Origin of the sequence: Absicoccus sp., assembly GCF_034090965.1 — a bacterium.
GTDB classification, from domain to species: domain Bacteria; phylum Bacillota_I; class Bacilli_A; order Erysipelotrichales; family Erysipelotrichaceae; genus Absicoccus; species Absicoccus intestinalis.
The window spans coordinates 1-12,408 of record NZ_JAXDRQ010000053.1 but is presented as its reverse complement, the minus strand read 5'-3'; the positions used below and the strand labels follow the sequence as shown (position 1 = coordinate 12,408).

Here is a 12,408-nt window from a genome sequence, read left to right as displayed (position 1 = left end):
GCTATAAGACACCAAATGAAGTTATGAACGAAACAGACTCACATACATCGTGTTGCACTTAATTTGACAATTCATCTATTTGAAAAACGAAGATACTTATTTCAGTATCTTCGTATATGTCTTTTCTAACTTTTTCTTTTCTTTCTTTGTCATTTTTCGTTTTGTGGCATCATGGTTTTTGACCGTTCCTTCATGACCAGCCACGACTTTTCCTTTTTTTACATGAATGACCAATGGTACATAAAGCCAAAGTTTATTGTCTTCCTTTTTGTTTTTTGACATATATTTGGGTATGTATTTTGTCAATTCGACTCTTTGCTCATCAGAATACAACAAATTCTTATCCTCATCACGAACTTTGACATAATAAACAGTTACATTCTTTTTATCGGCCACTTTTTTTAATATGGGTCTTGCTTCTTTGCACCATGGACAAGCATTAAAGCCAAAAAAGAGGATGCCACTTTTTTTCTCGGTAAAATAGGTTAGAGCCTCATCCATCGAAATTTCGACAAAGCCTTCTTCTGTTGTTTTAGTCTTAGATTCTTCACATTCAGCTGTTGGGTCACAAGCATTGATATTGTCATTGGCATAGATCGTTGTTGGCAAGCTTAAAGCACCAATCAGCGCGAGTGTTATTGCGATATTTTTTTTCATGGCAGTATTGTAGCATAAAGCATAAAAAAAAGCTCTCAATGAGAGCTTCAATTTCACAATGGGGCGGCTGACGCGATTCGAACGCGCGCATCACGGAGCCACAATCCGCTGTGTTAACCGCTTCACCACAACCGCCATGTGCTTATATATAATAACAAAACTAGAAAAATGTGTAAACCCCTTTTTTGTTATTTCTTGTTTTTAAGCGTATTAGAATATATGAAAGTGAAAGATATGAATGAGGCAGATCGTCCTCGAGAAAAAGCACTACGATTTGGTTTGAAGTCATTGACGGATGTTGAATTATTAGCATTGATGTTACAGAGTGGGAATAAAAACCGTTCGGTATTTGCTATCGCAAAGGAGGTATTTGAAGTATCGAACCATTTATCGAATCTGTTTGATTTATCGCCCCATCGCTTGATGCAAATTCAAGGCATTCGAGAAGTCAAGGCTTTGCAGCTTTTAGCAAGCATTGAATTGTGTTCTCGGGCTACAAAAGCTAGTGCGTATTCGCATGTTGTTGCGGTACCTAATGATATCGTGCAATGGTTTAAATTGGAATATGCGTATGAAAAACAAGAACATTTTGTGGCTGTATATTTAGATACAAAAGGAAAGATCATTTCCCATCATCTATTGTTTAAAGGTACTTTGAATGAAAGCTGTGTGCATCCTCGTGATATTTTTAAAGAAGCATTCTTAGAAAATGCATGTTCCGTTTTGTGTATTCATAATCATCCGTCGGGAGATCCGCATCCTAGCGATGCAGATATTCGTTGCACGAAACAAATCAATGAAGTCGCACAAGTGATGGGTATCCATTTTTTAGATCATATCATCGTCGGCAGAGATGGATGGTATTCCTTTCGACAAAGCCAATATCTAGATTGAAAGGAAATTGGAATCTTTGTATAATAGGTCTTAGATTTGAGGGATCATTATGCGGAGATTAAATCATCTACAACGTGTATTAGCGATATTGATCGTCATTGTTCTTGGGATTGGAACATGCATGATTGGCTTAAGACAACAAGCTTTATCCAATATGGGATATAGTGCTTGGACCTATATTCAATATGGATTGATCGAATATCCAATCACATCGTTGGCCAATGTATTTAATGATGTCGCGAACCTTTGGCATCAACAAGATGATAATGACTATTTAAAACAAGAATTAGCGGAACAAAAGAGTTATAAAACGCTCTATGAAGAAGAAGCAAATAAAAATGAAGAATTAGAAAAACTACTGAATGTGAAAAACACCAATAGTGATGTAAAGATGATTAGTTGTTCTGTGATTCGTCGGTCTAGTGAAACATGGAATCAAAACATTACCATTTCGGCAGGCAGCTCACAAGGTGTAAAAGTTGGCATGTTGGTGCAAAGTAGTGAAGGTATGATTGGTTTGGTCACAAAGACCCAGGTCAATACAAGTACGGTTGAATTGTTAACGAGCGAAAATTTAGTAAATGATATCGCGGTCAAAATTTCTTTACAAGATGGTTCGACGGTTGAAGGTGTCATTCAATCGTATGATGCCAATCGGAATGAGTATTGTATGTCACTTTTCAATAATGATGCTACCGTGACAAGTGGGCAAGCTGTCGCAACAAGCGGACAAGGTGGCAACTATCCAAGTGGTATCTTTGTAGGTACAGTTACAGAAATTGAACGAGATGATTCATCGATCATTTCTAAGATCTATGTAAAGCCGGTATCGAATATGCAAAGTTTTAAATATGTGATGGTTGTCGGAAATGGGGATGCATCATGAAATTGCGCACATTCTTTCTCTTTTTGTTGATCATGGCTTTATTGGATACGTTGATCGTTTATATTTGGCCACCTGATTTTAGTTTTCAGAATATGTCATTTGTTCCACATATTTGTTTTATGGCCTTATTGTTATTGGTATATAAACGAAATTGGATCGATCGAGTATTGATGGGCATGTTGTGTGGGTTGATATATGATTACTTCTTTTTATCCACATTTCCTTTATCTACGATCTTATTTCCAGCTGCTAGTTTTGGTTTGGGGTGGCTCATTGAAAAAACGAGTGATGATGTACGATGGCTTTCGTTAGGTACGATTGGTTGTGTGATCTTGTTAGACATACTTCCTTTCTTAGTTTCAAAGCTTTTTGGGCAAGTGAGTGTCTCTTTTGGCCGATGGTTTCTTCATATGGAATTGATGACGATCGTATTTCATTGTGCTGCTTTATTAGCCCTTTACTATATTATTGATTTTATCGATCGTATATCTATGCGGCATTCCAATCAAAAAAATGCCATAGAAAAAAAGAATTATCGTCGAATTCGTTCTTTTGGGAAGTGAGTCATAGCTCATTTCCTTTTTGCGTGATAGAATGAATAAATAGAAGTTGGTGATAATATGAAAAAACTCTTATTACTGGATGGCAATTCGATGCTTTTCCGTGCTTATTATGCAACGATGTATCGTCATTCGATGCAGACATCGAATGGCATTCCAACCAATGCCGTTTATGGCTTTATCATGATGCTGCAAAAAGCCTTGGATACGATCCAACCCGATGCTTTATTAGTGGCTTGGGATGCCGATTCGCAAACGTTTCGAAAACAAGAATATGAACCATACAAAGGAACGAGAAAACCATTGGATGATGAATTAAAAGTTCAATTTCCCATTGTTCGAGAATTTTTAGATGCAGCCGGTATCAAACGCTATGAAATACATGGTTATGAAGCGGATGATATCATCGGTTCGATGGCCAAACAATGTCAAAAGAGTGCAGATACAACGATCTTGACCAGTGATCGTGATTTGTTGCAGTTGATCGATGGGTCCACAAAAGTTTTATTGATGCAAAAAGGGATCACCGAAATGAAGCTGGTGGATAATGAGAATTTTTCAGAAATGTATGATGGATTAACACCCATTCAGATCATTGATTTAAAAGGATTGATGGGCGATACCGCCGACAACATTCCAGGGGTAAAAGGTGTTGGCGAAAAAACGGCGATTCGTTTATTAAAAGCGCATCCCAGTGTAGAAGAAGTCTATGCACATATGGATGAGATCAAAGGGAAGCTCAAAGAGAAATTAGAAAATGATAAAGACAATGCGTTTCTTTCAAAACATTTGGCCACTATTTATCGTGATATGGATCTTCCATTTGTTTTGGAATCTTGTGATTTTCATGGCTTTGACGATACTGTGAATGACTTTTATGCCAAATATGAAATGCATTCTTTTGCACAGGCAACAAAAGCCAAAACCAAAGAAGAAGTTTCTTATAAAACAATCCATAGTTGGTCGATCCAAAGTTCGTTTTTATTACCAATTTGTTCGCCAGATCCATATATGAGTCAGGAACTCTATGGATTTATCGGTTTACAAGAAAATACGGTTTATTATATTTCAAAAACGGATGCGCTTTTTGATCTAGCTTTTCAAACCAGTCTGATCGATGATGCCTATATGACTTGGGATGCCAAGATGATGATGCATCTTCTATCAAGAAATGGGTTTAAACCTTGTCTGTTTAAGGAAGACTTTCATGTAGCTAGCTTTTTGCTGCATTCCCAAGCAACCAATGAAGATGCCGTTTTGGAAGCGATGCATATTCATTTACCAGAGTCCATTCATGATTTAAGTAAAAAGAATAAAGAAAAAACCAATGAGGAACGTTCATTGGCCGTTATGAGCACATTGATCGTCGTGTTGGACCAAAAATATAAACAAATATGGAAACAATTGAAAAATGAAGAATTATTTGATTTATATGAAACCATCGAAAAGCCGCTGATTCCTATTTTGTTTCAGATGGAAAAAGAAGGAATCCATATTGATCGAAAGATATTATCCGATATGGGTGTATCCATTTCTGAAAAGATGGATCAAATCTCGGCAGCCATTTATGCCTTAGCTGGAAAAGAATTTAATATCAATTCACCAAAACAATTAGCGATGGTTCTTTATGATGATTTGGGATTGAAACATCCAGGCAAAAAACGTTCTACTTCGGCGGATGTATTGGAAAAGATCAAAGATCAACATGAAATGATCCCAAAATTATTGGAATATCGGAAAGTCGCAAAAATCAAGAGCACGTATATCGATGGTTTACAAAAACACATTCAAATGGATGAAAAGATCCATACGACTTTTAATCAAACGATGACGCAAACGGGTCGATTATCGAGTAGTGAACCAAATCTGCAAAATATCAGTGTTCGTGATGATCAAGGAAAAGAAATTCGTAAAGCTTTTACAGCACCGAAGGGAACACTTCTTTTATCTGCTGATTATTCGCAAATTGAATTGCGTATGTTGGCCCATATGGCACAAGAACCCCATATGATCGAAGCTTTTAAAGAAGATCAGGACATTCATACAAGAACGGCTACATTGATTTTTGATTGTAAACCGGAAGAAGTTACACCAGATCGTCGTCGAATGGCTAAAACGGTCAATTTTGGAATCGTATACGGGCAAACGGATTATGGCCTTTCGCAACAATTAAATATCACTCGAGTGGAAGCCAAAGAATTTATGAATGCTTATTTTTCGAATTATTCACACATTCATCAGTACATGAATGGTTTGATTGATTTTTGTAAAGAACATGGCTATGTAGAAACGATGTTTCATCGCCGGCGTAGTATTCCGGAAATCAATGATAAGAATTTTATGACGCGGGAATTCGGTAAACGAGCTGCTATGAATGCACCGATTCAAGGTAGTGCGGCCGATTTGATCAAGATTGCGATGATCAAGGTAGATCAAGCCATGAAAAAGGCACACGTGCAATCGAAGATGCTTCTTCAGATTCATGATGAATTGATCTTTGAAGTACCAGAAAATGAGTTGGAAATCATGAAACAGCTTGTCAAAGAAACCATGGAACATGCATTGGAATTATCCGTGCCATTAAAAGCATCCTTGGCTTATGGACCAACCTGGTATGAGGCGAAATAATGCCAGAAGGTCCTGAAGTACAAGTTGTGGTGTCCACCTTGGAACGACAACTCCAAGATCATACCATTGCGAAAGTGAATGTATTTTATGAGAAATTGATTGCCTATCCCAGTGTGGATCAATTCTGTCAACAACTGCAAGGTCAGAAGTTTCATGCCTTTTCGCGTATTGGAAAATATCTTCTTTTTACCTTGGATACATCTATTTTAGTTGTTCATTTACGGATGGAAGGACGCTTTTATATTTATGATCGACCACCCGCTTTTTGTAAACATATTCACTCTATCTGGCAGATGGATGATGGTCGAAATGTTTGTTATCATGACACACGTAAATTTGGGCGAATGTGGTTGTATCCCAAAACCGAAGATGTGGCAAGTTTGCCTGCTTTAAAAAATGTAGGTCTTGATTTTACGGATCCACGAGCCGATGCTATGTATTTCTATCAGCAGATTCATTCAGCCCATCGGCCCTTAAAAATGGCTCTTTTGGATCAATCGATCATTGCTGGGATTGGCAATATCTATGCGGATGAGATTTGTTTTGCTTGTGGGCTGGATCCTAGAAGTCGGTGCAATCGGATATCCAAAAAAGATTGTGCGAATATCATTCTCCAAATGCGAAAAATCTTATCAGAGGCGATTGCTTGTGGAGGAACGACCATTCGTGATTATACATCCAGCTTAGGTGTTTCTGGACGCTTTCAAATTCATCTGCAAGTGCATGCAAGAAAAGGAGAACCTTGTCCAGTATGTGGCAGACCCATCGAGAAAATTACTGTTGGACAAAGAGGAACGTATATATGTCGACATTGTCAAAAAAGAAAATAATTGGATTAACTGGATCTATGGGGGCAGGAAAATCTCAAGTTTCAAAATACTTGGCTTCTTACTATCCTGTCTTAGATTGTGATCGGGTCAATGCTCATCTTTTAGAAAAAGGCCAAAAGGGATATCGAGCTCTGGTTGAAAAGAAATTGGTTCCATTGGATGATATGGAAAATATTGATAAGGCACAAATGGCAGAACAAATGTTTCAGGCAGATGCAATCAAACAAAAGATTGAAGCTATTTTGCATCCCTTGATCTTGCAGGAAATACAAGATTGGGCACAAGTCCAAAAGACGGCTTTGGTTTTTATCGAGGTGCCTTTATTATTTGAAAGTCATGTTGAAGATATGTTCGATTCCATATGGTGTGTCGTAACCAATCTTGATATTGCTTTAGATCGTCTGCAAAAGTATCGTCATTATAGTGCATCACAAGCTCAGGCCCGCTTGGCTTTTCAAATGGATCCAGAAAAGAAGATACAAAAAAGTGATGTCGTGATTTATAATGATGCGAGTTTAGATGAATTATATGCTCAAGTTCAAAAAGCTTTAGAAAGGGAGGAAAGTAGTGTCGGACTGTAAGATCATTCTATGTGATCCATGGACGGAAGAGTCTTTGGCGGATCTGTATTTCTTGTATTTGCCCTTACTGGATCATGAAGCCATTGGTCTGTATCAATTGTTTCGGATCATGGCGGATGTTTCTTGTTCACAAGATGAACTGATCCAAGCGAGTGGTTTATCGTCATCCCGATTTGTGCAGGCACGAAAAAATTTAGAACAATTTCATTTGATCAAAACTTATCATGACATACAATCGAGGAGTTGGTTGTATCATATTTTTGCTCCTTTAGATGCACGTTCTTTTTTGGTCCACGATACATATAGTCGTTTATTTTTACAAGCAGTAGGAAAACAACGATTCGATCAAATCAAGACGCATTTTACGAAAGATATGCAAGTGCCTTCGACCATGAAAGAAATTAGTGAGCCTTGTCCTGTAGAAAAATTGGATGGTTGGAGCGAAGAAGATGAGAAATTGTATCATGATCATCGTCCACATTTGGTTCGGGAATCGTATGATTTTGATTTTGATACCTTTTTACAGGGAATGGATCAAATTTTTCCGATGCGATTGCGCACAGAACAAAATTTGACTCGTATTGCTCAATTAGCAACGATTCATGGAATCGATGCGAAAGTAATGAAACGATATGTGATGCGAGCAATCAACCCCAATACGCATGTGTTTGATTTTGGTAAGTTAAAAGCACAAGTCTATCATAATAAAACCAAGGTGGAATCATTGAAAGATCCATATGCATTGGCGCCGGTCGCATTTATGCAGCAAAGGCAAAAGGGTGTGCCTGTCGCTTCGAGCGATCGCAAAGTGATTGAAAAAATAATGCATGATTATCATTTTTCAAATGAAGTGATGAATGTGTTGATTGAATATACTTTGAAGACATCCCATCAAAAATTTCCACGGAGTTATGTGGAAAAAATTGCTGCAAGTTGGGTTCGTTTAGGCATCGATTCAAAAGAAAAAGCATTGGCGCAAATACAAGCACCATCAACACCATCCTCAAAACAGGCTTATCCTTCTTGGTATACACAGGTGCAGCAAGAAGAAGCTAGTGATGAGTTGAAAGAAGAAATACTAAAGATGCAGGAACAATTGGAGGGAGATTCGCATGTCTGATATAGAACGAATCAAGAAACAACCAATCATTCGTCATTTCTTGGATGCCCATAATTTGAATGATTCATTTATTAAAGAAAACATTATTGAGATGCTTACATGGCAAGAGTCTTTACAGAAATGCGAGGGTTGTCTGGGTCTATCGTATTGTCGGCAAACGCTAAAGGGGCATAGATATCAGCTGGAACTTACGGAAGATGGATTGCGTGAATCGTATAGTATGTGTCCTTATATGATAGAAAAGGAAAAGCTGTTAGCGCATGTAAAGAATTTTCGATATACCCATATGAGTACGGATGACGATTTGATCGATCTTCGAACATTGACCAAAGGAATGACTTCGAAACAATATTTGGAAGCCTATGCGAAAGTAGTAAAATCTCTATCTGCGGATAAGGGAATCTATTTGTGTGGACAAGCTGGTGTGGGTAAGAGTTATTTATTAAAAGGCGTAGCCAATCATTATGCTAAGCAAGGCAAGACTGTTTGTTTTGTGAAGGTGCCCGTATGGATTGCCGAATGTCGGGATTCCATGAAGGATACGCAATGGCGAAAAATGAATATGGCACAGATGCGGTGGGCAGATGTCGTGATTTTTGATGATATAGGAGCTGAATATATTTCACCATGGACCTTGAATGAAATCTTATTTCCCATCTTGGATGCGCGTATGGAACAAAAGAAAAAGACCTATTTCACTTCGAATTATCAATGGTCCGAATTAGAGAGTCGATATGCTGCTTGTCAGAAAGAGGGAAGAGTAGCTGCCAATCGAATTTTAGAGCGAATTCGAGCGTTATCGGATGTTGTCTTATTGATGGGGACATCCCTAAGATAAAGCCTTTTCAAATAAAAGAATTGGTAGTAAAATATAGCCGTAAGATGTAATTAACAAGGAGGAAAAGAAATGTTAGTATCTGCTACAGACATGATCAACAAAGCCCATGAAGGACATTACGCTATTGGTGCTTTTAACATCAACAACATGGAATGGATCAAAGCTATCCTTTTAGGATGCGAAGCTAAAAAAGCTCCAGTTATGTTAGGTGTTTCTGAGGGTGCTGGAAAGTATATGTGTGGATTCGACAATGTTGTCGCTATGGTTAAAAATATCCATGATAACTTGGGAATCACAGTTCCAGTTGCTTTACACTTAGATCATGGAACATATGAAGGAGCTAAGGCTTGTATCGAAGCTGGCTTTACTTCTGTCATGTTCGATGGAAGTCATTATGATTTCGAAGAAAATGAAGCAAAATCAAAAGAAATCCTTGCTTTAGCACATTCAAAAGGAATCTCTGTTGAGTGTGAAGTTGGTGGTATTGGTGGTACCGAAGATGGTGTTACTTCTGCTGGTGAATTAGCGGATCCAGAAGAATGCGCTAAGATTGCAAGTTTAGGTGTAGATTTCCTAGCTGCTGGTATCGGTAATATCCATGGTAAATATCCTGCTGACTGGGCTGGATTGAACTTTGATCGTTTAGCTGAGATCCAAAAGGCTACAAATGGTAAACCATTAGTATTACATGGTGGATCTGGTATTCCACGTGAACAAGTGCAAAAAGCCATTACTTTAGGTGTTTCTAAAGTCAATGTCAATACGGAATGTCAATTGGTATTTGCGGATGCAACTCGTAAATATATTGAAGCTGGAAAAGACTTAGAAGGAAAAGGTTACGATCCTCGTAAGTTGTTGAAACCTGGTACAGATGCAGTTCAAGCATTGGTAGAAGACATGGTTGAAAACTTCTTTGGTTGTGCTGGAAAAGCTGAATAATTGGTTTAAATTTGAGTGGTTCAAAAAGAACCACTCTTTTTTTTTTGAAACGTTCATGTTAGAATCTTATGGAATAAAATAGCAGGGGAGGAGAATCAATGGAAAAAGTAATTAAGATTGAAGGGGGACATCGTCTTTCTGGTACAGTGACGATCAGTGGGTCTAAAAATGCTACAGTTGCCTTGATTCCTGCATGTGTTTTAGCCAATCAACCCGTTACGATCTATGGAGTGCCTAATATTTCGGATGTACGTTCTTTGATGGTCTTGCTTCAAGAATTAAATGTGGATGTAGAAGAAACAGAACCAGGTACTTTATATATTGATCCAAGAAATATGAAAAATATTCCTATGGTTTCAGAAGCTGTAACAAAATTGCGGGCTAGTTATTATTTTATGGGGGCCTTGCTTGGTAAATTTGGTCATGCAGAAATTCGTATGCCTGGTGGATGTTATTTAGGACCACGACCTATTGATCTTCATTTAAAGGGGTTTGAAGCTTTAGGTGCTCGTATCAACTATGAAAATGGATGTTATATCTTACATGCGGATGAATTGATTGGAACCAATATTTTCTTGGATATTTCAAGTGTTGGGGCCACCATCAATATCATGATGGCTGCTGTTTATGCGAAAGGCCGCACGATCATTGAAAATGCGGCTCGTGAACCAGAAATCATTGATATTGCGACGCTTTTGAATAAAATGGGGGCACGTATTCATGGCATGGGGACATCGACCATCACAATTGATGGAGTAGAAGATCTAAAAGGATGTATCCATGAAATTATTCCCGATCGCATTGAAGCAGCTACCTATATTATTATTGGTGCTGCTGTTGGTGATGACATGCGTGTTGAAAATGTCATTCCACAACATTTGGATGCGATCATTATGAAATTAAAAGAAATTGGTATAAAAATGGAAGTGGGTTCTGATTTTATTCATATTTTTGGTCAGCATGAACAATTAAAACCAACTGAAATATTAACTAAACCCTATCCTGGTTTTGCGACGGATGTGCAACAACCTTTTTCGGTTTTATTGACCCAAGCCCATGGACAATCAACGGTGACGGAAACCATTTATACCGAGCGTTTCAAGCATTGTGATGAATTACGTAAAATGGGTGCTGATATTGATGTTCGTATTCCAAGCGCCTTTATTCATGGAAAAACACCATTATATGGTACGCGTGTCAAGGCAACCGACCTTCGATGTGGAGCGGCTTTAGTCGTTGCTGGATTGATTGCACAAGGCGTGACGGAAATTCACGATATCTATCACATCGATCGTGGCTATGATGATTTGGATGGCAAATTGAAAAAACTAGGTGCTAAATTATGGCGTGAAGAAGTATAAGATGGATTGAATTCCATCTTTTTTTGGTTAGTGTGCTAAAATATAGATATGATACGAATTGCTTTTTTAACACATGAACAAGAAACCAAAGATACTGTGTTTGCTTTATCACAACTGTTAAATGATCAAGATTGGGGTTTCCGTCATTATTATAAAGCGAGCCGATTGGCAAAAGCTTGTGAATCGGTTGATTTTCAAGTGTTTGTTTTTGATGAAATGTTTAAAACGACACGGATGGAAAGTGTTTTTGTTCATGACCATCCACAGGCTTTATTTTTATACATCTGTGCTGATGCAACAAAGGCCATGGGTGATGATCAAAGAGGACGTGTACGATATATTCAAAAAGATAAAATTGAAACGGATCTTTTGGATATGAAGGAGTGGTTGCTGTCTTCTTTACATCAAGAAGATATTTATTATTTTGCCTATGGTGGGGTGCGTGTCAATTTGCCTTATGAAGATATCTATTATTTAGAAAAAATTGATAAAATGGTGTATTTTCATACCAAAAAAGGAGTCTTTCATAAGCGAATCAATATTTCGGAGTTGGAAAAAACATTTGAACCGTATGGCTTTTTACGTGTTCATGTTTCTTATCTAGTGAATCAAAAATATATCACTTCTTGGTTCAATGACATGGTGGAATTAAAGGATTCAATTCGTATTCCGGTCTCGCGTTCGCAGCATCGCAAGATTCGCGCAAAACAGCGAGAAACGGATTCCAATCATGCCATATAATAGCTCAAGTTATCCATGATGGATCTCCATGTTCGATAAACTCGTTATAATAGAAGTAGAAAAGGGGATTTCATTAGGGAGCGGTGAGAAGATGAAAATAAATGGATGTTAAAGCATATCGCTTTAACGAAAAGCGAAACTATGGAGAGAAGGCTCCAAAGGATAAGCTGAGTAATCAGAACAAACTTCCGTTCGCATATGTCAACGAAGGATGTGAAAGGGCCGTAAAAAGGCAGTGATCCAATATCACAAACAAAACATCTGTACTGGGGGCATATGATCATCTTCATTGTATATACAGAATACCAATAATTTCTATACGTACAATCGTGTATATACAAATGGTGAGAAGATGATTTGAATTCTACAATTG

12 protein-coding genes and 1 tRNA gene are annotated in these 12,408 nt (G+C 37.8%); 11 read left to right on the top strand and 2 right to left on the bottom strand.

The window, feature by feature from the left end:
• Positions 1-96 precede the first annotated feature (96 nt).
• A complete protein-coding gene (gene traF / locus SOS22_RS07535; RefSeq protein ID WP_320596834.1) occupies positions 97-657 on the bottom strand; it encodes a conjugal transfer protein TraF in 561 nt (186 codons plus the stop codon).
• 59 nt (positions 658-716) lie between these two features.
• A tRNA-His gene (locus SOS22_RS07530) sits at positions 717-792 on the bottom strand.
• 84 nt (positions 793-876) lie between these two features.
• Between SOS22_RS07530 and radC the strand changes: the two genes are divergently transcribed.
• From radC to SOS22_RS07475, 11 genes are all read left to right on the top strand, one after another.
• Positions 877-1,551, top strand: a complete 675-nt coding sequence (gene radC, locus SOS22_RS07525) for a RadC family protein (RefSeq protein WP_320596833.1) — start codon at positions 877-879, stop codon at positions 1,549-1,551.
• A gap of 49 nt (positions 1,552-1,600) precedes the next feature.
• On the top strand, positions 1,601-2,437 hold the full coding sequence (gene mreC, locus SOS22_RS07520) for a rod shape-determining protein MreC (RefSeq protein WP_320325197.1): 837 nt from the start codon (positions 1,601-1,603) through the stop codon (positions 2,435-2,437).
• Complete coding sequence (locus SOS22_RS07515) at positions 2,434-3,000, top strand: hypothetical protein (protein ID WP_320596832.1); 567 nt, start codon at positions 2,434-2,436, stop codon at positions 2,998-3,000. The genes mreC and SOS22_RS07515 overlap by 4 nt, the downstream gene beginning before the upstream one ends.
• 57 nt (positions 3,001-3,057) lie before the next feature.
• Complete coding sequence (gene polA / locus SOS22_RS07510) at positions 3,058-5,625, top strand: DNA polymerase I (protein WP_320596831.1); 2,568 nt, start codon at positions 3,058-3,060, stop codon at positions 5,623-5,625.
• Positions 5,625-6,455: a bifunctional DNA-formamidopyrimidine glycosylase/DNA-(apurinic or apyrimidinic site) lyase gene (mutM, locus tag SOS22_RS07505; protein ID WP_320596830.1), complete on the top strand. Its 831-nt coding sequence runs from the start codon at positions 5,625-5,627 to the stop codon at positions 6,453-6,455. Before polA ends, mutM begins: the two co-directional genes overlap by 1 nt.
• Positions 6,428-7,036 carry a dephospho-CoA kinase gene (gene coaE / locus SOS22_RS07500; protein WP_320325193.1) on the top strand — a complete coding sequence of 203 codons (609 nt, stop codon included), beginning with the start codon at positions 6,428-6,430 and terminating at the stop codon, positions 7,034-7,036. The genes mutM and coaE overlap by 28 nt, the downstream gene beginning before the upstream one ends.
• Positions 7,023-8,156: a DnaD domain protein gene (locus SOS22_RS07495; protein WP_320596829.1), complete on the top strand. Its 1,134-nt coding sequence runs from the start codon at positions 7,023-7,025 to the stop codon at positions 8,154-8,156. The genes coaE and SOS22_RS07495 overlap by 14 nt, the downstream gene beginning before the upstream one ends.
• On the top strand, positions 8,149-8,994 hold the full coding sequence (locus SOS22_RS07490; protein WP_320325191.1) for an ATP-binding protein: 846 nt from the start codon (positions 8,149-8,151) through the stop codon (positions 8,992-8,994). Before SOS22_RS07495 ends, SOS22_RS07490 begins: the two co-directional genes overlap by 8 nt.
• Before the next feature lie 69 nt (positions 8,995-9,063).
• The gene (gene fba / locus SOS22_RS07485; protein ID WP_320325190.1) at positions 9,064-9,933 is read left to right on the top strand and encodes a class II fructose-1,6-bisphosphate aldolase; all 870 of its coding nucleotides are present in this window, start codon (positions 9,064-9,066) and stop codon (positions 9,931-9,933) included.
• A gap of 98 nt (positions 9,934-10,031) precedes the next feature.
• The gene (locus SOS22_RS07480; RefSeq protein WP_320596828.1) at positions 10,032-11,294 is read left to right on the top strand and encodes a UDP-N-acetylglucosamine 1-carboxyvinyltransferase; all 1,263 of its coding nucleotides are present in this window, start codon (positions 10,032-10,034) and stop codon (positions 11,292-11,294) included.
• A 48-nt stretch (positions 11,295-11,342) separates the two neighbouring features.
• Positions 11,343-12,035 carry a LytR/AlgR family response regulator transcription factor gene (locus SOS22_RS07475; protein WP_320325188.1) on the top strand — a complete coding sequence of 231 codons (693 nt, stop codon included), beginning with the start codon at positions 11,343-11,345 and terminating at the stop codon, positions 12,033-12,035.
• Positions 12,036-12,408 lie beyond the last annotated feature (373 nt).